We start from the raw sequence: 23,074 nt of genomic DNA on the forward strand, positions 1-23,074 counted from the left end.
ACTTCGTGCAATACGTAAAAATTAAAGATTCGATTGTTGAACAGATTGAAGCGGGCATGCTATCGCCGCGTCAAAAACTGCCAGCAGAGCGTAAGTTGGCGGAGTCGTTCGATACTACACGCGTCACTCTGCGTGAAGCTTTATCACTGCTGGAAGCGGAAGGTCGAATCTATCGCGAAGACCGCCGAGGTTGGTTTATTTCACCCGAGCCATTGCGTTACGACCCAACCCAAACGCTGAACTTCCCGAACATGGCGAAAGCGCAAAATCGCGTGCCAAAAACGGAGTTGGTCGCAGCAAAAGGGACGTTGGCAAACAAACAAGCGGCGCGCTTGCTGGACTTGCAACCTTTCTCGGATGTGTATCGAGTCGACCGTGTGCGATACCTTGAAGACAGACCTGTGGTATTCGTAACAAACTACATTCGTCCAGAGCTGTTTCCGAACCTGTTGGACTACGATTTATCAAATTCACTGACGGATATTTACCGCGAGCATTATGGCGTGACGTATCAAAAGATTCGCTACCGCATTTCAACCAGTACTTTGTTGGGTGAAATGGCACAGGCACTGCGCGCGACAGCCGGCACGCCAGCGATGGTGGTGGAGCGCATCAACTACAACCAACACGGTGAGTTGATTGATTGCGATATCGAGTATTGGCGACATGATGCCATTAGTATTGAATCGATCGCAGAGCTTCAGCGTTAATGTCACCTCTAGGCTTAGCAAGATAGAGCAAGCCTAGAGTTCATTTTGTTCTCACCTTTAGACAAAAGGTCTCACTATGTCGTTGTGGGCGATTGGGCTGATAGTTGTTTCTGCCTTAATTCATGCAGGATGGAACCTGTTGAGTAAAAGCAATAAATCTTCCGGTACTGCATTTTTTTTATCCAGTAGCGCCGCAGCTTCACTGATTCTAGCTCCGTTTGTGACTTGGTATTTTTTCCAAGTTGGCTGGACGCAGCTTCCTTCCACATTTTACTGGTTCCTTCTGTTTAGTGGTACTGCGCAGGTTGTTTACCTCATTGGGTTAGGGCATGCCTATAAACATGGTGATATTGGGGTTGTCTATCCGATTGCCAGAGCACTACCTGTTCTTATGGTTGGAGTTGGGACCGCGATTATTGGTCAAGTATTGCCAACGCAGGTTTGGCTAGGGTTCGTTTTAATCACGTTGGGTTGCTTGATTGTTCCGCTTTCTTCATTGCGTCAGCTTAGTATCAAAGAATACTGTTCACTTGCTGTCATCTGGGCAGTGATTGCCGCATTGGGGACAACGGGTTACTCCATTTTAGATAAGGAAGCGCTCAATCTTTTAAATGCGGGTGTTTTTAATGGTGTAACTAGCCTAGATTCGGCGATCTTCTATTTAGGTATCCAGTTTTGGGTCATCTTCCTAGTGATCTCAGCTTATGTGGTGATGACCCGCCAATGGACAGAGTTCTCCCAAGCCTGGCAAATTAGAACGCCGTCAGCAATGGCTGGTTTGATGATGCTAACCACCTATGGTTTGGTGCTTTATGCGATGACTATGACGACCAATGTGAGTTATATCGTGGCGTTGCGTCAGCTCAGTATCATCTTCGGGCTTGTATTTGGAGTGGCTTTGCTCGGTGAAAAACTTGCGATGACGCGATTGTTGGGTTCGGGGATGATTTTTTCTGGTTTGGTGCTGACAGTTCTGTAGGGTGATGGCAAATTTTAATATGATACGAAGGCTTATCAACCAGTGATTAATGTGGGCTACGAATATAAAGCTCGTCAACGCGATTAATTATATTGAACAACTGTTTTTGCTAGCAATTAATATGAAAACCCAAGCGTTTGCTTGGGTTTTCTATTTTCCGCTAGTCGGCGAGTTTAGCTTTCTGCATTAACAAGCTCAGGCTGTTGCTCTGCACGTGCAGTTTCAAGCATCTTACGAATGATAACTGAGGAAACCAGTGCAATAGCGACCATAACGACAGCAAGGATGGTTAGCAACTGGAAGTAACCACCATATACCGTCTGTACCACTTCTTGGGTGATCTCTTGGCCTTTTTCTAAAGCGATAGAAGTAGAGAACACAGCACCAACGATGCCACTTAATGCCATCGCAACAGAGAATAGTGATACTGAAAAGCCTTCAATATGCTTCGGTGTTACCGATAGAATGAATGCTACAACTAAGCTACCTACAATTACTTCGGCAAATGCTTGGAAGAAGTGAATTGCTAGAAAAACTTCTGGACGAATAATCACATCTTCACCAATGTTCATTACCGCCATAGTAAGAATACCAAAGGCAATCGCTGTGAAAATGAAGGCAAAGCCGATCTTAGTTGCTGTTGAGAAGTTGATACCTTTTTTCTCTAGAGAAGAGAATGTGTAAGCGATCACTGGACCAGCAACAATACACCATAGTGGGTTCATCGCCATTGATGCTTCTGGTGCAATTGGAATGAGGTTAAATAGGTCACCACGCATTGTATTGATTGTTACCATCGTCATCGAAGTCATCATCTGACCGTAGTAAACGAAGAAACAGGTAGTCAGCACTGTCATGATTAGGATAGTCCCCATTTTAAGTGCGTCAGACTTGCCAGATTTGAACATCAACGAAATGAAGTACAAGATCGCCGCTGCACCAATCGCATAAACGATGTTTTGACCAATATCCATGTTAGAGAACATGAAAAATACCAAGCCAACCATCGCTGCCGAAAGGCCGAGGAAAGCAACCCAGTTTTTTGCGCTGACTGGTTGTTGGTCGATCTCAGCACCAACATTGACCAATTGTTTGTTGAAAATCACAAGGACTGCAAAGGCAAATGTTGCCATGACCCCAGATAGCATGAAGCTACCGTGAAAGCCAATAACAAGAACGAACATAGGGAACAGGTATTGACCTAATAGCGCGCCGACATTGTTTACTGAATAGTTTACAGGGTAGCCATTTTCAAAATCTTCTTCTGTTGCAAAAGTGCGTTTGTAAAGACTTGGGTAAGAAGGAGACATCAAACCGCGAGCGTAGCTAGCCAGCGCGATACCAACTAAAGCCATAGGTATGTTAGTGGCTGATGCGCCAAGAACCAGTAGTGTGTAGCCTGTTGCGAATGTACCGTAGGCAATAGTTAAAGAACGGTAGGCACCAAGGAATTTATCTGCTATAAAGCCGCCGGCAATTGCAAACAGAGGCCCAATAGAAGAGAAAGCACCAACAACCATCATGGTATCTGCTTCACTATACCCTAGATCTTCTAAGAAGAAACGGGTCAAAATTACCATCACGCCGTAGAATGATAAGCCAAACATCGCTTGGCAAAACATCATTGATTTATTGAGTTTATTCCACATAATCGTCTCTTTATTTTAATTTATCACAGAATTAACATCTATGTATAATGTCATTTGTGGTATGTTATAAATTGAAACAATTATCGCATAAATCGTTTTTTATGCACGATTTTTTCTCAATATCGCATGAATTTTTATAATGAACTTGATCTAAAACGTTTGCGCTAGATATATCTTTTAAACAATGCTGACAAATCTAAGCGGTAAATCGATTTTTTAAGGTTTATCTTTGTGTTAGCCTCGCGCAATGCTGTACAAATGTATAAGGAATGTAACGCAATGAAGATTTTTAGTAATTTCGATAGTGGTAGTATTGAAGTCGTCAGTATTGAGAGTAAAGATCACATCGAACTAAAGATTCCAAACGATAATCAGTCGGAATTTTATCAGTGGTTTCACTTTCGTTTAGAAACTGAGGCTGAGCAATCACACACTATCTCTTTGTTGGATCTAAAAGGTTCAGCTTACCCTGAGGGATGGAAGGGTTACGATGTAGTTGCATCGTATGATCGCGAAGAGTGGTTCCGTATTCCTGCAGAGTTTGATGGTGATACGCTGACGTTTACCGTGATCCCTGAACGCGGTTCAATCTACTTCGCTTATTTCGCGCCTTATACTTATGACCGCCATCTTGATCTTCTTCATATGGCTCAAGCGTCTCACCACTGCCAACTAGAAACCTTAGGTCATACACTTGATGGTAATGATATGAGTCTTCTTAAATTTGGTGAAGAGGAAGAAGGCAAGAAGAAAATCTGGTTGATCGCTCGCCAGCATCCAGGTGAAACCATGGCAGAATGGTTTATGGAAGGCCTAATTCAACGCTTGTTGGATGAAGATGATGTTACGGCACGTGCGTTATTAGAAAATGCAGTACTTTACGTTGTGCCAAACATGAACCCTGATGGTGGTATTCGTGGTCACTTACGCTGTAATGCGGTTGGCGTGAACTTGAATCGCGAATGGCAAACGCCGTCAATGGAGCGAAGCCCTGAAGTTTTCTTAGTTCGCGAACGCATGCTAGAAATTGGTGTTGATATGTTCTTAGACATTCACGGCGACGAAGCGATTCCATATAACTTTGCGGCAGGCTCTGAAGGTATCCCGTCATATGATGAGCGTTTAGCTAGCTTGGAAAATGCGTTTAAACAAGCTCTGCTTACGGTGACACCAGAATTCCAAGATGAATATGGTTACGATAAAGATGAGCCAGGCAAAGCAAACTTAACTGTCGGTTCAAACTGGGTCGGTGAGCAGTTTAAGTGCCTTTCTTACACGATTGAAATGCCGTTTAAAGATAACAATGACTATCCTGACCCATTGTACGGCTGGTCACCAGAGCGTAGCGTGAAATTTGGTCATGATATGCTAGCCGCGACGCTGGCTGTGGTTGATAAGGTTTAATCATTTTTAAGAGTAAAAAAAGCGCGGGACTGCCCGCGCTTTTTCGTTAGTATTTTTAACGATGCTGCAGAATTTTAATTGTACACTCGCATGTCATAATCCGGCAAAAGAGAGTGCGGAAGTCTCTGTCACTTGGTTAAAGTAGGCGATGTTTACTCACAAGGTGGAGAGATATGGATAACGGCAAGTCCACCGAGAGAAGTTTCGCGATACTTCCGGTTCATATCTTTACCTGTTTGATACATGGTTGCGATCACTTTATCTAACGATATTAGACACTTACTTGTACGTTTGAGTGCCATTCGTGAGGCGTTAATCGCTTTCATCGCCCCCATGGCATTACGCTCGATGCACGGTACTTGAACTAAGCCGCCAATCGGATCACAGGTCATCCCAAGTGAGTGCTCCATGGCGATTTCAGCGGCAATACAGATTTGTTCGTTACTGCCACCACGCAGTGCCGTAAGACCTGCGGCAGCCATCGACGATGAGACACCCACTTCACCTTGGCAGCCAACTTCAGCTCCCGAAATAGAGGCGTTGGTTTTGTATAGGATGCCAATTGCGCCAGCGACGGCAATAAAGTCTTTTAGCTGCTTGGTATCGAGCTCTCTAATAAAGCGATGGTAATACATGAGTACCGCTGGGATAACACCTGCTGCTCCGTTAGTAGGAGAGGTAACCACTTGTCCCCCCGCTGCATTCTCTTCACTGACAGCAAAGGCAAACAAGTTGATCCAATCCATGATTTCCATTGGATCGTTTTCAATCGCAGCGTTGGCTTCGAGTTTCTTAAGCAGGTTAGGGGCGCGTCTAGTGACTTCAAGTCCTCCTTCCAGTACACCTTCGGTTTCAAAACCGCGCTGCATACATAGTGACATGACTTTCCAAATTTGCTCTGTTTTGCGAGTGATCTCGTCGTCGTTAAAGAAGCATTGCTCGTTTTGTAAGATCATCCCACCTAGGCTAAGGCCGTTCTTCTCCGCCATAGAGAGCATTTCGTCAGCGCTAGAAAATGGGAAAGGAACATCAACGTTGCTTTCATTACCACCGTTTTCTAACTCTTTCGCGGTGGCAATGAATCCACCACCGATAGAGTAGTAGGTTTCAAACCCGATTTGCGTGCCTAGCGAATCGTAAGCGGTGATGGTCATACCGTTTTCATGCAGAGGAAGATTGTCTGATTGAAATAAGATATCACTCTCATAGCTGAAATTGACCGTATGAGCGCCAGCAAGAGCCAGGTAACCTTGATCAATGGTATTGGCGAGCGCTTGTTTGGCACTATTCATTTTGATGGTGTCAGGTTTATTACCTAAGAGGCCGAGAATAACTGCGCGGTCGGTATGGTGACCCTTGCCGGTTAAAGACAGGGAGCCGTATAGGTCGACTTGAATACGGTGTACTTTAGTTATCGATGCAGCCAGTAAACGGGTAAAATGATACCCTGCGAGCATCGGACCATTAGTGTGAGAGCTGGAAGGCCCAACGCCTATCTTAAAAATATCAAATATTGACAGCATAAACTTTACTTCCTGTGAATTGGCCCGTCAGACAGACTCTTGTAATTACTAGTATGGCATCTGACCGAAACTTCGACTTATCAAAACCAAAATAACAAAACTTTAACCTATGCTAAGCTAGCGGCAAAGACGATGTATGTACAGTACCTGAGTAATTCAGTAGGAATAATTGAGACATGAGTAAATAATGAACATTTCTAACGTGGTACTTATTCTAGGCAAGAGGTTGAGAAGCAACCGACTAACACCGGAAGGTGTAAGCCGTGTGCAAGGACTTTTGAAACTGCTGGAACAAGTTAACGTACAAGAAACCGCATTTGTTTTTTGCGGTGGTGTCACTGACGGTCAAACGGCATCTGAAGCTGAAGCGATGTACCAGCAGTTCTTGTGCTTGCTTCCAGCTAGTGAAACGGTGCCTCCTCATATCCTAATTGAAAGTCAGTCGACCAATACCATCGAAAACATCCGAAATGCAGCGGATAAGTTAGTGGAAAGCCAACTCTGCTGTGTTGGTCAAAGGGTAGATGTCACTTTTGTCTCAAACGATTACCATCTAAAACGAATATTTGAGATTCAGGCATTAATGGATGAACAAGGTCTGCTAAGAGTGCTGAACCAGCGCTGCGAGCAAAGTGGGCTATTGCTTTCTATATCGCTTGATCTTCGCCAGCATTGCGCTGTGGCTTACCCTCATCTCGGTGAGGCAGGTCGTGCTTTCTTATTGGTCGATGAACTGACGACTTACCGCGTGTATTTAGAAGGGGTAAAGAATAGGGTGTTTCAGCGTGAGTTAGCAGATGTTAGGGAGCTGCCATTGCGATTCGCGTTAGATGCACTTGAGGGTTTAAAAGCGATGCCACTGGATGTAGAGAGTGCGTTGGCGATAGAGAAAATAGAAAGGGCAGTCGAGAAAACTCCCCCTTGCGTGTGCGATCAAGTTTTTATCGAACAATTAGACATACTTGATGCCAATCTTACTTGGCTGAATCGTCATCTTGACCCAGAGCGTCAGCGCGGGTGACCAGTAAGTTAGTCTTGATCGCCGTGAATGTAATAAGGCTATAAGCCATTAGTTCCGTCGCTTCCTCTAAGAGATTTTTAGTTTCTCTTTGGCAGTTGTCACCCATTACTGCCTAAATGATGTCCGATAGGTGATTAGCCTTGTGACTGCTGTTCATTCTTTTGGCTGTTTCGGTAGTATTCCCACTGCTCAACGCGTTCATCAGCAGATAGAACACAGTAAGTCACACGCATCTCGTTTTCATTGACCGTTTCAAGCTCTCCGCCCTGTTGAACGCAGTAAACTGCTGCTGGGTTAGCCATAGAAGTGTACTCTTTTACTTCGTATTCATCAGGCTCACTCGCACAACCAGCCAATACAGCAGCACTGATCACAGACATCACGATATATGCTCTTTTCATAAAATTTCCTTACTTGGATCAATCATTAACTCATCGATTATAGGTCCTGTAATGAAAAGATCCCTGTTAGGTTTGTCAAAAAGTCGCTGCTGTCTAAAATTATAAAGAGATATTTCACATTGTAATGGAACAGCGTTGAAAGGTTTGCGTTAGTTATAATAAAGTATCGTATACTTTAACCTAGTCAGACTTAGCATAGGAAGTGCCTGATGTCGGAACAAAAATATCGACTTGTAACTCGTAGTGATTTTGATGGTTTAGTGTGTGCAGTTTTGCTTAAGCAACTTGACCTAATCGATGATATCAAGTTCGTTCACCCCAAAGATATGCAAGACGGAGTAATTGAGATTACTTCTAATGATATTGTTACTAATTTGCCGTATGTAAAAGATGCCTACTTGGTGTTTGACCATCACCTATCTGAAATGATTCGCAATCAAGGTGAGAGGAAAAATCACATTATCGATCCTGATGCGCCATCGGCTGCTCGTGTCGTGTGGGAACACTACGGAGGTGAAAATACTTTCCCTAGTGATTGGTTAGGTATGATGGAAGCGGTGGATAAAGGCGATTCAGCTCAGTTTAGCCGTGATGAAGTGCTGGATTCGACTGGTTGGAATCTACTGAACTTCTTGATGGATGCTCGTACTGGACTTGGCCGTTTTAGAGAGTTTCGTATCTCCAATTACAACTTAATGATGGATCTTATTGAGTACTGTAAGAGCCACTCAATTGAAGAGATTCTAGACCTTCCTGATGTGCAAGAGCGTATTGAACTGTACCGTGAGCATGAAAACTTGTTCAAAGATCAGATTCAGCGATGCGCGACCGTCCATGACAATTTGGTCCTTTTGGATCTCACTGATGAAGAGGTGATCTTTGCTGGTAACCGATTTGTCATTTATGCACTCTACCCAAACTGCAATATCTCTATTCACAAGATGTGGGGGTTCCAGAAGCAAAATACGGTATTTGCGACGGGTAAATCCATTTTTGATCGCAGCTCTAAGACCAATGTGGGTGAGCTAATGCTAAAGTATGGCGGCGGAGGCCATAAAGCGGCGGGGACGTGTCAGATTGACAATGATAAAGCTAACCAAGTACAGCAAGAGCTGATCACGGCCATTACGAATGATGGCTAATTGAAAACGCCTAAACGAATGCAAAAGCCTCTGCAATCACTTACAGGGGCTTTTTAATATGCAATCGAGTGGAATAGTCTAAAGCGGCATTACGCGGTTGCGGCCAAGCTCTTTTGCCTCATACAACAACTTATCAGCACGTTCGATTAAGGCGTTGGCAGGCTCTCCGGGTTGTAGCTCAGCCACACCCAATGAGATAGTGATATTGCCTATTTGCTCTGACGTTCGTCGATCTTTGATCGATAATTTTTCAATCGCGCGGCGTAAGCTCTCAGCGAACTGACGAGCGATTCGCAGTGATTTATTGGGCACGATCAAGGCAAACTCTTCTCCACCAAAACGATAAGCATGAATGCCATCACGGCAGTTTAGTTGGATACGTCGTGCAATCGCCTTGATGACGGTATCACCGAATAAATGGCCATAGGTATCATTAAAGGACTTAAAGTGGTCGATATCAGCTAAGATTAAGCACATCTTTTGTTCCGAACGACATAAGGTATTTAGGTCGCCATCAAAGGCCCTACGGTTGTATAGACTGGTGAGAGAGTCAAATAATGCATCTTGCTGAACTTCTGCCAACTGACTTTTAAGTTGTTGGATCTCGTTGGTCGCATTCTCTAATTGACTGTTTAGAAAACGGGTAGAGTGTCTGATTTCACGTGACTCGACGACTAACTGGCGAATGACCTTCATCACTTCTTCTAGTGACATCGATTCGTTTTCGACTCTTTCTAAGTTATCGAAGCTTTTATCGATCATTTGCGAAAATTGAGAAGTGTCGGTTAGCGTGTCAGAGACAGAGCTCGCGACTTCGTTGACCAGAATTTCGATATTGGCACGCAGATCGTGCATATCAGTTTCTGCTCGACTCGCAATGTGGTTGTTATACAACTGCTCTCCGGCGGCTGGTGGACACACTCCGTAGTTCTCAATAACCCCGTCAAGTTCACGATTTAATTGAGGGATTACGTTATCGACGTATGTGTACCATAACGCATAGTTCGCTGGTGTTGCAGCTACGTGATGCTTCATCATGAGCGGTACAGCTTTTCTCAGGTTAGCTGTCGATTTTTTAAAGTCGTCGTCTGTCATTTCTTATAAACATTCTTGTTTAGACATCCTACAAATAAGATTAGTGGATCTTAGCTGTAGATGCTTGATTCTATATCAATTTATATCCATTAATTGATTAATGGTTACGCAAGATATCATAACTTTACCTTAGGCGCTGTATGGAAATTGTTCAGTCATCCCGGTGGCTCATAAAACGGTTGCTTGTTGTTCTCCATGTTCAAGCTGGTTTGCTCCTCTTAGCATAGCTTTGATTAAGTCTCCGGCGTTAAATTTTTCCAATGCTTCGTGCGCACCTACTTGCTTAGCTCGATCAATACAAATTTCACTCGATAGAGACGTATGTAGGATAATGTAACTATTGCTAAGGTCACGTTCGTTTTGTGTTTCAAAAGCCAATTCATAACCATCTAAGCCTGGCATTTCGATATCACTTACAAGTAGTTCTATAGGTCTACCTTGCTGTGCATCGTGGCGCATCAATTGAAGGGCATCAATTCCGTTATTACATATCTGATAGGGGATATTGATGCTATCTAACGCATCCGAAAGTTGTTTCCTAGCAATAGAGGAATCATCGACCAATAGGATGCTCAGTGCTTTTAAGCGCTCGCGTTCTATATCTGTCAACATAGGGATTTTGGTCGACTCATATTGAGGGTAGATCTTTGAGAGTAGTAACTCGACATCCAGCATTTGAACGATTTTTTCTTCAAAGCGCGTAATACCTGTGACAAACACATTGTTACCAACAGTTTGAGGTGCAGACTCGATCGATTTCCAATCACACTCAATAATTTTTTCTATTGAGCGAACCATAAAGGCAACGACAGTTCGTAGACAGTCGGTAACGATCAGATAGCAAGATTGGTATTCATCTGGCTGTATTGGACGAAAGCCAATTGCAGCTGGCATATTTATCACTGGAATGGTTTTACCACGTAACGATACGGTGCCAACGACATGGTGGTGGGAGTAGGGGATCTGCGTCGTTACTTGAAAAGGAACGATTTCTCTCACCTTTAGCGTACCTATGGCAAATAGCTGTTTACTTTGAGTTAATGTAAACATCAACATACCTTGGGATTGATTCGCTTTACTTACCGATTTTGCCATGAAGGTGTTCTCTTTGGTGTCTTAATTCAATGGTAGCGGAATTGGGTTGATGTTCAATTAATGTTGATCAAATTCGGTAGGTTAATACATAAGTACTAGATGTTTTTTGATTTATTATTTGGCTGGGTGAAGATTTTGCGATTATCCGGTACAATCCGCGCCAACTCAGTCATATTTCAAGAGGCATCAAACATGGCTAACACAGCAGCGGCTCTTCACATTTTAGTTAAGCACAAAGAGCAAGCCGAAGATATCATCAAGCAGCTAAAGAAAGGCGCGAAGTTTCAGACTTTAGCTAAGAAATATTCCACTTGTCCATCAGGCAAAAAGGGTGGTGATCTTGGTGAATTTCGTCGTGGCCAGATGGTCCCTCAGTTCGATAAAGTGTGTTTCTCTGGTGAAACACTAGTACCACACCTAGTAAAGACAAAGTTTGGTTGGCACGTAGTGAAGGTGCTATATCGCACTTAATCGGATTCGATTGAAAAAGCCTTCGACAATGTCGAAGGCTTTTTTGTTTGTATCGACTAATTTTGGCTAGAAAAGTACGCCGCTATGTCTTTCAAGTCTTGATCGTTTAGACGTGAAAGTTGAGCCTTCATCATTTCCGCCAGCGCGCCTTGTCGGTTACCATTCTGGTAGTCTTTCATTGATTGAAACAGATATTGAGCATTTTGCCCTTTAATGTTCGGGTAGCTTGGATTGCTTGCAGTGCCATCTTTGCCATGGCAAAAGATACAGCTAGGGGATTTTACCTTGCCGAGTTGAGCGTCGCCAAAAGAAGTGTTAGCAAAAGCTAATGAAGGAATAAGAGCAAGAAAAACGAGCACGCGTATCATAGAGAAACCTAAATCTACCAACTTTGATACGGATTAGAATAAAGCTTCCCCTAAGGGGAAGCTCAATGGTCGAGATCAATTTACTGATCGTTAAAGCAGCTTTCCTAGCTTCTCAATAAACAACAGAATATCTTGTTGCGTAATGTCTTTATGAGTCACGAAGCGGATTGGGTTTCCTGGGGTAATCGTGATCCCATCATCAGCAAGCTTACCTGCAATAGCTGTGATATCGACATTGTCATCCAGCTTGGCAAATACAATATTGGTCTGAACAAAGTCGGTATTGACGTTGAAACCTGGAAGATCAGACAAGCGTTCAGCCAGTAGCTTCGCGTTCGCATGGTCAACTTTCAGTTGAGGCACTTGCTCCGTCAACGCAAGCTTGCCTGCAGCTGCCAGTATACCAGCTTGACGCATACCGCCGCCTACCATTTTACGTAAACGTCTTGCTCTTTGGATAAAGGCCTTATCACCTAATAGCAATGAACCGATTGGTGCTGCGAGGCCTTTTGATAGACAGATTGTCATTGAGTCGAAATATTGTGCAATTTCTGTAACGTCAACATCAAGAGCCGCCGCAGCATTGTATACACGTGCCCCGTCTAGGTGCAGCAGTAGGTTGTGTTGGTCGACAAACTCACGCGCTTGTGCAAGATAGCTTAAAGGAAGAACCTTACCGTTGATAGTGTTCTCAAGGCTGAGTAGCTTAGTTCGTGCAAAATGACTGTCATCAGGTTTAATCGCGGCTTTCAGCTTACTAAAATCAAGCGAGCCATCAGGGTTGTTTTCGATAGGTTGAGGCTGAATAGAGCCTAACACAGCCGCGCCACCTGCTTCGTACTTATAGTTATGAGCTTGCTGCCCACACAGGTATTCGTCACCGCGACCACAGTGAGCCATAAGGCCGAGCAGGTTTGCTTGAGTTCCAGACGTAGTAAACAGAGCTGATTCAAAGCCATGACGTTCTGCTGCCCACTGTTCTAATTCGTTGACTGTTGGGTCATCACCATAGACATCATCACCGACAGGTGCTTCTGCCATTGCTTTGCGCATCGCTTCTGTCGGTTTGGTTACCGTATCAGAACGAAAATCCATAATCTTCTCTCCTAAATATAGCCGCACAGCTTAGCTTTACCTAAACATGCGATGGTTTTGGCATCTGTGATTTCGCCACTAACTATTTTTTGTTCAAGTTGTTTAACAGACAGTGAAACTACTTCAATCACCTCGTCTTCATCACAATCGTAACGACGAGTCAACGTCAGGTCTTTAGCTACGTAGAGATGTTGTAATTCATCACAAAAACCAGCCAAAGGCGTTACTTGTCCCAGAGATATCATGGTGTTAGCACTGAAACCAGTCTCTTCTTCAAGCTCGCGATTGGCGCAGACTTCGACCGCTTCGCCATCTTCTAAAGTTCCTGCAGGTAATTCCAATAACCATTTCTTAAGTGATGGTCTGAATTGATTGATAACAATGATATTGCCATTTTCCTCGATAGGTAGGATCACCGCGGCACCAGGGTGGGAAATCGTAGTGTGGGTGATTTTTTTGCCATTTGGTAAATCAACCTCTTCTTCGATGAGAGAGATACGCTTCCAGCTATGAAGTTTTTTTATCTTGGAGTTCATTGTTATTATTAGTGACCTGACAATTGACACTCATTACCTTACAGGCAATACCCCTGTAGTTAAAGCATATCAGTAACAAGCGAATAACTTTACCTCGTACGATTAGTGATGAAAATCTCAAAAGTGCAAACATTGTTTTCAGTGCGTTACGTGAATAAGTCTTCTGATATAAAAGTCTGTCAGAATTGAAATTGTACTTGTAACAAAGTACTAACAATTGTATAAACCTATTCATACGCGCATGTTGTTTAACACGTTAGGAGAACGCAATAGATGATAAACCAGAGTCGAGTTACTCACTCACAAAAAGCGTTATTGTCTGAGAGAATCAATAAACTCGCTCAAGCCCTATCTGATGGTGTGTATGAACGTGAAGAAACAATCAAACTCTGCTTGCTAGCAGCCCTTGCGGGTGAAAGCGTCTTCTTACTGGGACCTCCAGGTATTGCAAAAAGCTTAATTGCTAAGCGTCTTATCCAAGCTTTCGATAATTCATCTTATTTCGAATACCTAATGACGCGTTTCTCGACGCCAGAAGAGGTGTTTGGTCCGCTTAGTATCCAAGAATTAAAAGATAATGGTCGTTACGTTCGTTTAACCGACGGTTATCTACCGACAGCTCAGGTTGTTTTCCTTGATGAAATTTGGAAAGCAGGCCCTGCAATTCTAAACACGTTATTGACCGTTGTGAATGAGAAAACCTTCAAAAATGGTAATGAGATTGAGCGTGTTCCAATGCGTCTATTGGTGTCAGCATCGAACGAGCTACCAGATGAAGACAGTGGTTTAGAAGCGCTATATGACCGTATGTTAGTACGCGTGTTTGTTAACCGAATTCAAGACAAGCAAAACTTCAAATCTATGCTGACCGTTGGTACACCGCAAGAGGCGACAATTCCTGAAGGTCTGGCAATTACCGATCAAGAGTATCACCAGTGGCAGTCAGAGCTTGAGCAACTTGAACTTAGCAATGACGTATTTGAAAAGCTCTACGAATTAAAAACGTTACTAGAATCTGCCGTTACTACCGAAAGTGGCTTAGATGCGGAAGATACGGATATGTACGTATCAGACCGTCGTTGGAAGAAAGCTGTTAAGCTGCTTAAAGCGAGCGCATTCTTTAATGGCCGTGATTCAATTAACCCACTAGATATTTTGCTTTTACAAGACTGTCTATGGAACAGCCCCGAGTCTCGCGACATCGTGCGTAAAGTGATCAAAGATTTTGCACTTAATCATGCATTTGATCAGCAAGAAGTTGAACAGCAAATCACCTTATGTCGTGAAGAACTCACTGACATTCAAGAGGAGCTTGAGTCAGAGTTTGGCACCATGCTGTCGATGGAGTCGACGACAGGTCTGATCAAGAAGCAAGTGCACAGCTACGATCTCTCTGATGCAAAGAGCTACAAAGTGGGCAGTGCATTTGATTTGGTTAAATTGGCACTGCTACAAAGTAATATGTCGGTCACTGAATCTGAGAAGGGCGATAGCCGCTGGGTTTATGTACCTAAGAACGAGCTAGAGAGAGTGATCAAAGAAGGTCACGGTGACGTTTATGGCTACGTGAACACCAATACCACATTGGTTCGCCTACGTTTTGACATGGATGCTGCAAATAACCTAGTCATCAAAGATATTGCTAACCGTGCTGTACTGGTTTCAATTGTGACAACCAAAGGCTTAGATGAAGAGCTTTACCAAGAGTGGCTAACAAAATCTCAGCAAGCGATGGCTCAGCTTGAGCATGCAGAACATCATTTACTGCGTGTGCGTTCTAACTTCCATGGTGCGCTCCCTCATGGGTTTATCGATCAAGAGTTGCCGCGCGCGATGGAGTCTAGCCTGCAGAGCTTGCAGCAAGTACTTGAATCTACCAAAGCGGAATGTGAACGCATTGTTTTCCGTTTCAAAACCTTAGATCAATTCTTTGCATAGGAGAAGTGAATGCTAGGTGCTGACGGACTTAACCTTGTATTAATGATTGCCGACTCTGGCATGATTGACTCCGCGGTCAATGATCTTATGGCGCGCTCACAAATGATGGCGGTGACTGAAAACAGAGGGGTAAAGTCCTCGGTCAAGAATCATTTGCTAAAATGGCGTGGTAGTGTGAAAAAACGCATTACTAAGGTGTGCGAAACTGATCGATTTAAGCAAGAACTGTCACTGTACCAAGAAGTCATTCACTGGAACGAAGCGGAGTTCTTCGACAAAATCTCCGAAGTAATCAAGCAGCTTGAATGGCACTCCGCTTTTTATCTACAAGCGCGCCGGCTTATGGAGAAGAACAAAGGGGTAAATAACCCTATGTTCCCGCATTACTTCTGCGATCAATGGTATCAAAGCCTCTCAGATGCGATTCGCCAAGCGCAGCTTACCGAACTCGAAGCCAACAAAGAGAAAGTACTTAAAGATCTTTATCAACGCATGGAAACCATGAAAAACATGGATAAAGTGACGAAAAGTGGTGATGAAGATAGTGTTGGTCGCTTGTGGGATATGGCTTCGGCAAGGTTAAGCAAGACAGATTTGACGGTGATGAAGCGCCATGCTGAATTCTTATCTAAGAACAAAGGCTTGCAAGAGATCGCTGAGAAACTTGGTCGCATGGCGAGTCAGGTCAACGACCCTGATCTAAACAAAGCACCGTTAGAAGAGCCGCAAGTTGTTGAAGAGAAATCCGACCAAGCGACGGATGATATTGTCGGTATTCATGAAGGGGATGACCTAAATAAGCTTCTACCGAATGAAACCATGTTTTTGGCTTATCCAGAACTTGAAGTTGTGTTCTACAAACACCTAGTTGATAAGCGCTTAATGAACTACAAGATGCAAGGTAAGTCTCGGACTTTACGTAAAGTGAGTGCCCAGCGCCCAGATAATGCCCAAGCAGATGTTGAAAAAGGGCCGTTTATTGTTTGTGTTGATGCATCAGGTTCAATGAGTGGCTTCCCGGAGCAGTGTGCTAAAGCGATGGCCTATGCGTTGATGCAAATTGCATTGGCGGAAGATCGTGATTGCTACGTGATTCTCTTCTCTACTGAGCAAATTACCTATGAGCTAACCAAGCAAGATGGTCTTCGTGAAGCGAGTGATTTCCTCACCTACAGTTTCCACGGCGGTACCGATCTTGAACCCGTGTTAATGAAGTCGATTGACCTTATGAGTGGTGATAAATACCGCAACGCGGATATGGTGGTGATTTCAGACTTTATTGCTCCGAAGCAGTCAGAAGATATGCTGGAAAAAGTAGAGCAACTTAAGAAGAGTAAAAACCGCTTCCATGCGATTAGTCTGTCTAAATATGGTAATCCAGAGCTAATGTCGATGTTTGATCATAGCTGGGCTTATCACCCAAATCTTGTCGGACGTTTGATGAAAAAGTGGTAATACGCCACTGATACGTTAGATGAATAAAGGAGCTTAATCGGCTCCTTTTTTGTTTTAAGGAGCTGTGATGACAAAGGAATGTACAATAACCGCGTGCCCATATTGTGGTGTTGGCTGAGAGTCTAGATATACCATCTCGACTTCTGTATCCCAAAGTTAAGGAAACAAATTGGGATGCTGTGACGGGTTTGATTGCAAACGCGTATAGTGAGGCAATTGAGTATCACGTCGCAGATACTACTGCCATGTATGTGTCGGGTCAGCGTATCGAAAATGACGACGTGAAGCTGCACGTCTATCTGGTTTCAGTTGAGGATAGGCACGTGATTGTCACGTTGAATGAGTGATCAGAAACAGAGCGTTTAGCCTAGATGTTAAACATACAGGTAGACTTTTTAACCAATTGAACTGAAAACGAAATTAATTAGTTGACCGAAGATTATTATCCGTTAGAGTACCCCTCGTTATCGCAGATCTTGTGGCGAGAATGATGGTGTACCATCGCTTTATGCGTTGCCCTGGTGGTGGAATTGGTAGACACAAGGGATTTAAAATCCCTCGGCGTTCGCGCTGTGCCGGTTCAAGTCCGGCCCGGGGCACCATCCCTCAAACTGCAAGAAAAGAGACAAGCAACAAATAAAGGCGCCTTGGCAGAGTGGCTATGCAGCGGATTGCAAATCCGTGGACCTCGGTTCGATTCCGGGAGGCGCCTCCATTCGACAGATTCAAACACTAAGCCGAACACGGACTTCCTTGTGTCTCCATCTCATATTGTCGCACTGGCATAGTGTCTATCGTTTCTTTAATCAATTCCCAGTTAGTTTGTTTCCCCCAACGTAGTTTCTCTGTCCCATCTTTACCAATTAATACCGCGGTATGTCTGCCGGGTTTTACCTTGTAAACATCAAACAGAGCGCCCAAATTAAACTCATATTTGACCCAAACAGGGTCGGTAAAGCCATCTTCTGTCACCACTAAAGTGACCAAGTCGCGTTCTTGCAGCTCACAGTCGTTGATTAATGTTTCGAGCAAAAACTGTTTTACGTGATCATCCTTAGTTGGTGCGAAATAGATGACACTCCGGTGTTGCCAATGTGATGAGTAAGCCGGGTATGTCCACGCCGTTGCGCTAAATAGCAATGCAATAATGAATATCAATGTGGAACGCATAGCTTCCTCTCTTTGGTGGGGATCATCATAATGTGTTCTACGTTAAGTGTAGATGTTAAGCTCACATAGCCAAACAAACAGATGGAAATGGTCAATGCGCAGATTGTCTAGTAAGCGACTAACGTTAAGGTTGGTGAAGCAACAGGATGCCGAATTTATCCTCGGACTCTACAACAGTGAAGACTTCATCCGCTTTGTTGGTGATAAAGGCATTAAAACGGTCGATGATGCTCAGTTGTACATTCAAAACAACATTCTCGATATGCACGAAAAATACAGTGTTTGCCTTATGCTGGTGGAGCGTAGCGACACGAAAGAGAAACTCGGCGTATGTGGTTTGATAAAGCGCCCAGAGCTCTCGGCTTACGACATAGGTTACGGCTTTAAACCGGGGCAAGCTGTCATCGAATATGCGCGCCAACAGCCCGAAATCGATGAGTTGGTCGCGATCACAACCTCAGACAACCTAGCTAGCCAAGCTCTGTTAACGAAACTCGGCTTTACTTATGCCAAAGTTCAAGACGCAATAAGTGATACAGTGGATTTACTGTTATATCAAATGAGTCTGCGTAGTGAGTGAAGTCATCGTATCGGACATTCTCCGAGGGAAGTTACGCACTGAGCTTAAAACCGTCAGGGATAAAAAAGCGTACACACCATTATACATAGTATGTACGCTTTATAGACCCCAAAGAAGCATTGCCAGTAAAGGTCTGTCACTCACTCACACGCAAATAGACATAGTTTTTACTGTATACTCCCTAGTGTGCCTCTTTTATTTGATTATTCTCCAGCGATTGCTTGTCGCTTGGTCTTAATACTTGCTATCAACATGTAGATACACGTTGCTAGTAGAGCAGCAAATAAGTAGCCCATCAAACCTTGTGCGCCTGACATAAAACTGTCTGCCACCACAGGGCCAGCAACAGAACCGATACTGTAGCTAAACAGCATAACTTGAGTAGCTGAAACAATGTAGCTCGCATCCAACTTGTCACAACCGAGGTTGATTGCGACAGGATAAAGCGCAAATGTTGCAACGCCTAAGAAAAACAGCCCAGCCGCAAGTGCTTGGATGCCAGTGACTAATGTCGTGAATGTAATTGCAGCGACGCCAAGTAGGCAAAACAGTGCCATCAGTAAGGTGCGACCTAAGTATTTAGATAGCCAAGGAACGACAGGCTGTACCGCCATACCACCTAAGATAACCACTGCCATTAGGCCGCCAATGTCGCTATGAGCAATACCGCGAGCGAACAGTTCGACTGGCATTAATCCGTAGATAGCGCCTAAGGTTAAACCTGAAACAATACAACCGATGATCGCTGCGTGATTCAGTTTACTGATCTGTTTTAGTGATAAAGACTCACTGTGCTCGCTTGCTGGCTGATCACTTTCGCCAAACAGTAGTACTACGACAGCTAAAATCAACAAGGTAATGATGGTGATAAAAGGAACGCCACCAGAAATGCCGATTACGCCGATACCCAGTTGTCCTAATGCGCTACCACCATACAGTGCGCCCATGTACAGACCTAAGCGCTTTGCTCGTGCAGACTCATCACCATGAAGCAACCAAGATTCAACGATAACAAACACGCCAGCGACTGCCATGCCCGCTACTAAGCGCGCAATAATCCACACAGCTGAATAAGGCGCTAGAGGCAAAATCATGATGGTTGCCATGAATGCCACTAAACACCAGACGAATGCATTACGGTGTCCGACTTTTTTAACAATTGGCTCTACGCCTACCGCACCGATAAGAAGACCAGCGTAAAACACGCTCGCAAGCCAGCTTGCAAGAGAATTATCTAGGCCGTATTCGCCAAGCATTAAAGGGATCAGACTCATTAAATACCCTGATGCGACCGCATATAGAGCTAACGCAATTACAGGTACAGAAATGCGAGCTTTCGGTGTTGGTGCAAGGGTATTTTCCAATGTCGTGGCCTCTTAAAGTGAATAAATGGTAAGCAATTTCGGGCGCGACTATGTAGCTAAATGGGTTTCGGGTAAAACGAAAAGTTTTTCTTATGACGACAAAAATTATTTATGCAGATGAGAGGTGAGAAAGAGCAGGTGAATTGCAGCAAAAACATCGGTAATTGCTGCAATTTTGGGGTGATTTTACTAAGAAGGTTATTTCAATAATGCTTGATTAAGCCATTGATCAAACTGCCCTTTTGGCAGGGCGCCATTGATAACATCAACTCTTTTACCATTTTTGAAAACCATGATAGTTGGAATGCTTCTAATTTGGTATTTGGCAGCAAGATTTTGCTGAGCCTCGGTGTCTACTTTTACAAAGCGAACATTTTTTGCTCTCTCAGCAGCAACGTCTGAAAACACAGGGGCAAAGCCAACACATGGATTACACCAAGTTGCCCAAAAGTCGACCACAACAGGGACTGGGCTATTGAGAATCGCGTCAAAATTATTTTCTGTACCTTCAATAGGTGCGCCGTCTAATAGCGACGTTTGGCATCTGCCACAATTTGGGGATTCTGAAATGCGTTCAGCTGGAACACGGTTGACGCCAGAGCAAGATGGGCATCGAGTGTTAAAGGTAGACATGACTTTTCTCTCGTTGTTTTCTTTTCAATTAGGTGACAGTGATTACCGGAGATAGTTATACTCTGAAACGAACGAGTGATACAAATAACTAATTCAAAGGCTCAAAATGAAAAATTTCTATGCGGAAATTACCGGCTGGGGCAAATGCCTACCTCCAGCGACGCTCTCCAATGAAGACCTAAGCACCTTTTTAGATACCTCTGATGAGTGGATTCGTACTCGTACAGGTATAGAAAACCGCCGTATTAGTCACGTAAATACCTCTGACATGGCGACGGTAGCAGCAAAGCACGCATTAGCATGTGCTGGTGTTACGGCTGAAGAAGTTGATTTAATTATTGTCGCGACTTGTTCGCCCGACTCACTGATTCCTAATACGGCATCGAAAGTCTCGCAAAACCTAGGTATCAAAGCGGCAGCTGCTTTTGATCTTAATGCGGCATGTACTGGATTCTTGTACGGATTAGAAACCGCTACTCGACTAATACAGTCAGGCAATTACCGAAATGCCATCGTAATTGGTGCAGAGCGCCTGTCGTTTTTTATCGACTGGACTAAGCGTGATACGGCTGTGCTGTTCGGTGATGGCGCTGGAGCTGCTGTTCTTAGCCGTACAGAGCAACAAGTTGGTTTACAAGAAGCTCAGCTAGGCTGTGACTCAGCGGGGCGCGATATTCTAGCAGTACCAAAATTTGGTACGTCAATGGATCGTTTTGCTGCTGACAATGGTCATTGGGATTTCAATTTTGTTGGTAAAGAGATCTTTAAGCGTGCCGTGAAAGGTATGGGTGCCGCTGCTCAAAGTGTGCTTGCACGCAGTGAACTCTCGACAGATGACGTTGATGTGGTGATTCCTCATCAGGCGAACATTCGTATCATCCAGACTCTGTGTGATTTATCAGGCATTAGCCAAGATAAAGCATTCGTGAACATTCAAAACTACGGCAATACCTCTGCTGCAACAGTGCCAATCGCTCTTTGTGAAGCTCTTGAGCAAGGTCAGGTTAAGCCGGGTGATGATCTATTACTCGCTGCATTTGGTGCTGGTCTCACGTGGGGCGCTGGTCATATCAAATGGGGCGAACGAGTAACGGCTCTTGGCCAAAGTGACGCAGCTTTACCTGAGTGTGAGAGCTCTGCGCTAGAATTACTTGCTAACGCTATTGAGCATTGCAAGAAAGGCGCATAACCTCGTCACGTATTGAAAAGATTAACAATTTAAGTCGCACTTTAAGTGCGACTTTTTATATCTATCACCTACCTTTGAGATTATTATATTGGCCTTACGATAAGAACTCCGCTGGGCTAGCATGAAATTTCTTCACACATCTGATTGGCACTTAGGTCGCCAATTCCACAATGTTTCTCTACTTGATGATCAAAAAGCTGTATTGCAGCAGATAACCGATTATTTGCAGCAGCACCCTGTCGATGCGCTAGTGATTGCGGGGGATATCTATGACCGCTCTGTACCGCCGACTGCTGCGATTGAGTTAATGAATCATTTTGTTGAGCATGTGTGTGGTGAGCTCAAACTTCCAGTCATTCTGATCCCGGGTAACCACGATGGTGCTGAGCGATTGGGTTTTGCTTCCAAGCAGATGAAAGAATCTGGCCTGCATATCATTTCAAATTTTAGAGACATGGTGACACCGATAGTTTTGGATAGCGATATAGGCCCAGTGGCTTTCTATGGCATGCCATACAACGATCCTGAGCGAGTCCGTCACCATTTCAAACAGCCAGTTTCAACGCATGACGAAGCTCATCAGCATCTATGTGACGAGATCAAAAAGACCTTCGTGGATGGCGCTAAGAATGTGTTGATTAGTCACTGTTTTGTTGATGGCGCGATTGAATCAGAGTCTGAACGTCCATTGTCTATTGGTGGTTCGGATCGTGTTAGCCATGAACATTTTATCGACTTTGATTACGTGGCACTTGGTCACTTGCACCAGCCGCAAAAAAAAGGCGAGGAGCACATTCGCTACTCAGGCTCGCTGATGAAATACAGCTTTTCAGAACAACATCAGAAGAAAGGTATGACGCTTGTTGAGTTAGATGAAAGTGGTTTTAAGTCTGCCACCCATATTGACCTGAAGGCACCTCATCTGATGCGTATTATTGAAGGTGAATTAGATGACATCTTATTGCAAGGGAAAACCGACCCGAATAGTGAAGACTACCTCTTGGTTCGTTTGATGGACAAGCACGCCATCTTAAACCCAATGGATAAGTTACGAGCAGTCTACCCCAATGTTTTGCATTTAGAAAAGCCAGGCATGCTGATTGGCACAGAACAAGAAATGGCGGTGGCTAAGCTAGCTCGCAGTGAAGCAGATATGTTCCGAGATTTCTTCTTAGAGGCACAAGACGCTAAGTTGAGTGAGGAACAAGACAAAGCCATCACCGACATTATCAAGCAACTAAGTCAGCAATAGGAAC

General features: G+C 44.1%; 22 protein-coding genes and 2 tRNA genes. 13 read left to right on the forward strand and 11 right to left on the reverse strand.

All coding sequences use genetic code 11. The features are described from left to right. Window positions 1-5: 5 nt before the first annotated feature. Together phnR and ACU01J_RS19720 are read left to right on the forward strand one after the other, a co-directional pair. On the forward strand, window positions 6-710 hold the full coding sequence (phnR, locus tag ACU01J_RS19715) for a phosphonate utilization transcriptional regulator PhnR (protein ID WP_481087216.1): 705 nt from the start codon (window positions 6-8) through the stop codon (window positions 708-710). 76 nt (window positions 711-786) lie between these two features. Further along, entirely contained in the window at window positions 787-1,689 is a 903-nt protein-coding gene (locus ACU01J_RS19720) for an EamA family transporter (RefSeq protein ID WP_481087217.1), read from the forward strand. Between the two features lie 173 nt (window positions 1,690-1,862). On the opposite strand, the gene ACU01J_RS19725 is transcribed toward ACU01J_RS19720, so the two are convergent. Next, on the reverse strand, window positions 1,863-3,338 hold the full coding sequence (locus ACU01J_RS19725) for a peptide MFS transporter (RefSeq protein ID WP_481087218.1): 1,476 nt from the start codon (window positions 3,336-3,338) through the stop codon (window positions 1,863-1,865). A gap of 279 nt (window positions 3,339-3,617) precedes the next feature. On the opposite strand from ACU01J_RS19725, the gene ACU01J_RS19730 reads away from it, so the two are divergent. Next, window positions 3,618-4,742 (forward strand): M14 family metallopeptidase, encoded by a 1,125-nt coding sequence (locus tag ACU01J_RS19730; RefSeq protein ID WP_481087219.1) that lies wholly within the window; start codon window positions 3,618-3,620, stop codon window positions 4,740-4,742. Between the two features lie 152 nt (window positions 4,743-4,894). Here the strand turns inward: ACU01J_RS19730 and ACU01J_RS19735 are convergent, their stop codons facing one another. Beyond that, entirely contained in the window at window positions 4,895-6,265 is a 1,371-nt protein-coding gene (locus ACU01J_RS19735) for an L-serine ammonia-lyase (RefSeq protein ID WP_481087220.1), read from the reverse strand. Window positions 6,266-6,452: 187 nt separating this feature from the next. On the opposite strand from ACU01J_RS19735, the gene ACU01J_RS19740 reads away from it, so the two are divergent. Then, window positions 6,453-7,286: a YdcF family protein gene (locus tag ACU01J_RS19740; protein WP_481087221.1), complete on the forward strand. Its 834-nt coding sequence runs from the start codon at window positions 6,453-6,455 to the stop codon at window positions 7,284-7,286. A gap of 134 nt (window positions 7,287-7,420) precedes the next feature. Here ACU01J_RS19740 and ACU01J_RS19745 read toward each other — a convergent pair whose 3' ends face one another. Then, on the reverse strand, window positions 7,421-7,687 hold the full coding sequence (locus ACU01J_RS19745; protein ID WP_481087222.1) for a putative hemolysin: 267 nt from the start codon (window positions 7,685-7,687) through the stop codon (window positions 7,421-7,423). Window positions 7,688-7,896: 209 nt separating this feature from the next. Here ACU01J_RS19745 and ACU01J_RS19750 point away from each other — a divergent pair, with 209 nt between their 5' ends. Beyond that, the gene (locus tag ACU01J_RS19750) at window positions 7,897-8,829 is read left to right on the forward strand and encodes an exopolyphosphatase (RefSeq protein WP_481087223.1); all 933 of its coding nucleotides are present in this window, start codon (window positions 7,897-7,899) and stop codon (window positions 8,827-8,829) included. Between the two features lie 78 nt (window positions 8,830-8,907). Here ACU01J_RS19750 and ACU01J_RS19755 read toward each other — a convergent pair whose 3' ends face one another. Both ACU01J_RS19755 and ACU01J_RS19760 read right to left on the reverse strand, forming a co-directional pair. Next, window positions 8,908-9,924, reverse strand: coding sequence for a GGDEF domain-containing protein (locus ACU01J_RS19755; protein WP_481087224.1), 1,017 nt, complete (start codon window positions 9,922-9,924; stop codon window positions 8,908-8,910). A gap of 168 nt (window positions 9,925-10,092) precedes the next feature. Continuing rightward, window positions 10,093-11,019, reverse strand: a complete 927-nt coding sequence (locus ACU01J_RS19760) for a chemotaxis protein (RefSeq protein ID WP_481087225.1) — start codon at window positions 11,017-11,019, stop codon at window positions 10,093-10,095. 192 nt (window positions 11,020-11,211) lie between these two features. Here ACU01J_RS19760 and ppiC point away from each other — a divergent pair, with 192 nt between their 5' ends. Then, a complete protein-coding gene (gene ppiC / locus ACU01J_RS19765) occupies window positions 11,212-11,490 on the forward strand; it encodes a peptidylprolyl isomerase PpiC (protein ID WP_005472248.1) in 279 nt (92 codons plus the stop codon). A gap of 56 nt (window positions 11,491-11,546) precedes the next feature. Here ppiC and ACU01J_RS19770 read toward each other — a convergent pair whose 3' ends face one another. The 3 genes from ACU01J_RS19770 to ACU01J_RS19780 form a co-directional block, all read right to left on the reverse strand. Next, window positions 11,547-11,858 carry a c-type cytochrome gene (locus tag ACU01J_RS19770; protein ID WP_481087226.1) on the reverse strand — a complete coding sequence of 104 codons (312 nt, stop codon included), beginning with the start codon at window positions 11,856-11,858 and terminating at the stop codon, window positions 11,547-11,549. 90 nt (window positions 11,859-11,948) lie between these two features. Beyond that, on the reverse strand, window positions 11,949-12,953 hold the full coding sequence (gene ltaE / locus ACU01J_RS19775) for a low-specificity L-threonine aldolase (protein WP_481087227.1): 1,005 nt from the start codon (window positions 12,951-12,953) through the stop codon (window positions 11,949-11,951). An 11-nt stretch (window positions 12,954-12,964) separates the two neighbouring features. Beyond that, window positions 12,965-13,489: an NUDIX hydrolase gene (locus tag ACU01J_RS19780; protein WP_481087228.1), complete on the reverse strand. Its 525-nt coding sequence runs from the start codon at window positions 13,487-13,489 to the stop codon at window positions 12,965-12,967. A 273-nt stretch (window positions 13,490-13,762) separates the two neighbouring features. Here ACU01J_RS19780 and ACU01J_RS19785 point away from each other — a divergent pair, with 273 nt between their 5' ends. The 4 genes from ACU01J_RS19785 (at window position 13,763) to ACU01J_RS19800 (ending at window position 17,597) form a co-directional block, all read left to right on the forward strand. Then, a complete protein-coding gene (locus tag ACU01J_RS19785; protein WP_481087229.1) occupies window positions 13,763-15,427 on the forward strand; it encodes an ATPase RavA domain-containing protein in 1,665 nt (554 codons plus the stop codon). 9 nt (window positions 15,428-15,436) lie between these two features. Further along, on the forward strand, window positions 15,437-16,882 hold the full coding sequence (viaA, locus tag ACU01J_RS19790; protein ID WP_481087230.1) for an ATPase RavA stimulator ViaA: 1,446 nt from the start codon (window positions 15,437-15,439) through the stop codon (window positions 16,880-16,882). A gap of 515 nt (window positions 16,883-17,397) precedes the next feature. Next, window positions 17,398-17,484, forward strand: a tRNA-Leu gene (locus tag ACU01J_RS19795). A 39-nt stretch (window positions 17,485-17,523) separates the two neighbouring features. Then, a tRNA-Cys gene (locus ACU01J_RS19800) sits at window positions 17,524-17,597 on the forward strand. Window positions 17,598-17,614: 17 nt separating this feature from the next. Here the strand turns inward: ACU01J_RS19800 and ACU01J_RS19805 are convergent. Continuing rightward, on the reverse strand, window positions 17,615-18,052 hold the full coding sequence (locus tag ACU01J_RS19805) for a DUF4174 domain-containing protein (RefSeq protein WP_481087231.1): 438 nt from the start codon (window positions 18,050-18,052) through the stop codon (window positions 17,615-17,617). A 94-nt stretch (window positions 18,053-18,146) separates the two neighbouring features. On the opposite strand from ACU01J_RS19805, the gene ACU01J_RS19810 reads away from it, so the two are divergent. Next, window positions 18,147-18,632 carry a GNAT family N-acetyltransferase gene (locus tag ACU01J_RS19810; protein WP_481087232.1) on the forward strand — a complete coding sequence of 162 codons (486 nt, stop codon included), beginning with the start codon at window positions 18,147-18,149 and terminating at the stop codon, window positions 18,630-18,632. A gap of 203 nt (window positions 18,633-18,835) precedes the next feature. On the opposite strand, the gene ACU01J_RS19815 is transcribed toward ACU01J_RS19810, so the two are convergent. Together ACU01J_RS19815 and trxC are read right to left on the reverse strand one after the other, a co-directional pair. Continuing rightward, the gene (locus ACU01J_RS19815; RefSeq protein WP_481087233.1) at window positions 18,836-19,996 is read right to left on the reverse strand and encodes an MFS transporter; all 1,161 of its coding nucleotides are present in this window, start codon (window positions 19,994-19,996) and stop codon (window positions 18,836-18,838) included. A 198-nt stretch (window positions 19,997-20,194) separates the two neighbouring features. Beyond that, window positions 20,195-20,629 (reverse strand): thioredoxin TrxC, encoded by a 435-nt coding sequence (gene trxC, locus ACU01J_RS19820; RefSeq protein ID WP_481087234.1) that lies wholly within the window; start codon window positions 20,627-20,629, stop codon window positions 20,195-20,197. Window positions 20,630-20,735: 106 nt separating this feature from the next. Here trxC and ACU01J_RS19825 point away from each other — a divergent pair, with 106 nt between their 5' ends. Both ACU01J_RS19825 and ACU01J_RS19830 read left to right on the forward strand, forming a co-directional pair. Then, entirely contained in the window at window positions 20,736-21,818 is a 1,083-nt protein-coding gene (locus ACU01J_RS19825; protein WP_481087235.1) for a beta-ketoacyl-ACP synthase 3, read from the forward strand. 121 nt (window positions 21,819-21,939) lie between these two features. Next, window positions 21,940-23,070, forward strand: coding sequence for an exonuclease SbcCD subunit D (locus ACU01J_RS19830; protein ID WP_481087236.1), 1,131 nt, complete (start codon window positions 21,940-21,942; stop codon window positions 23,068-23,070). The last annotated feature ends 4 nt before the right edge of the window (window positions 23,071-23,074 follow it).

Source organism: Vibrio sp. 2433-A1 (assembly GCF_056726085.1).

Bases quoted from the DNA above. Each gene is read 5' to 3' on its own strand.
- ACU01J_RS19720 (WP_481087217.1), top strand. From the start codon at position 787: ATGTCGTTGTGGGCGATTGGGCTGATAGTTGTTTCTGCCTTAATTCAT.
- ACU01J_RS19725 (WP_481087218.1), bottom strand. From the start codon at position 3,338: ATGTGGAATAAACTCAATAAATCAATGATGTTTTGCCAAGCGATGTTT.
- ppiC (WP_005472248.1), top strand. From the start codon at position 11,212: ATGGCTAACACAGCAGCGGCTCTTCACATTTTAGTTAAGCACAAAGAG.
- ACU01J_RS19755 (WP_481087224.1), bottom strand. From the start codon at position 9,924: ATGACAGACGACGACTTTAAAAAATCGACAGCTAACCTGAGAAAAGCT.
- ACU01J_RS19785 (WP_481087229.1), top strand. From the start codon at position 13,763: ATGATAAACCAGAGTCGAGTTACTCACTCACAAAAAGCGTTATTGTCT.
- ACU01J_RS19750 (WP_481087223.1), top strand. From the start codon at position 7,897: ATGTCGGAACAAAAATATCGACTTGTAACTCGTAGTGATTTTGATGGT.
- trxC (WP_481087234.1), bottom strand. From the start codon at position 20,629: ATGTCTACCTTTAACACTCGATGCCCATCTTGCTCTGGCGTCAACCGT.
- ACU01J_RS19740 (WP_481087221.1), top strand. From the start codon at position 6,453: ATGAACATTTCTAACGTGGTACTTATTCTAGGCAAGAGGTTGAGAAGC.
- ACU01J_RS19735 (WP_481087220.1), bottom strand. From the start codon at position 6,265: ATGCTGTCAATATTTGATATTTTTAAGATAGGCGTTGGGCCTTCCAGC.
- ltaE (WP_481087227.1), bottom strand. From the start codon at position 12,953: ATGGATTTTCGTTCTGATACGGTAACCAAACCGACAGAAGCGATGCGC.
- ACU01J_RS19805 (WP_481087231.1), bottom strand. From the start codon at position 18,052: ATGCGTTCCACATTGATATTCATTATTGCATTGCTATTTAGCGCAACG.
- ACU01J_RS19780 (WP_481087228.1), bottom strand. From the start codon at position 13,489: ATGAACTCCAAGATAAAAAAACTTCATAGCTGGAAGCGTATCTCTCTC.
- ACU01J_RS19810 (WP_481087232.1), top strand. From the start codon at position 18,147: ATGCGCAGATTGTCTAGTAAGCGACTAACGTTAAGGTTGGTGAAGCAA.
- ACU01J_RS19770 (WP_481087226.1), bottom strand. From the start codon at position 11,858: ATGATACGCGTGCTCGTTTTTCTTGCTCTTATTCCTTCATTAGCTTTT.
- ACU01J_RS19830 (WP_481087236.1), top strand. From the start codon at position 21,940: ATGAAATTTCTTCACACATCTGATTGGCACTTAGGTCGCCAATTCCAC.
- ACU01J_RS19745 (WP_481087222.1), bottom strand. From the start codon at position 7,687: ATGAAAAGAGCATATATCGTGATGTCTGTGATCAGTGCTGCTGTATTG.
- ACU01J_RS19760 (WP_481087225.1), bottom strand. From the start codon at position 11,019: ATGGCAAAATCGGTAAGTAAAGCGAATCAATCCCAAGGTATGTTGATG.
- viaA (WP_481087230.1), top strand. From the start codon at position 15,437: ATGCTAGGTGCTGACGGACTTAACCTTGTATTAATGATTGCCGACTCT.
- ACU01J_RS19730 (WP_481087219.1), top strand. From the start codon at position 3,618: ATGAAGATTTTTAGTAATTTCGATAGTGGTAGTATTGAAGTCGTCAGT.
- ACU01J_RS19825 (WP_481087235.1), top strand. From the start codon at position 20,736: ATGAAAAATTTCTATGCGGAAATTACCGGCTGGGGCAAATGCCTACCT.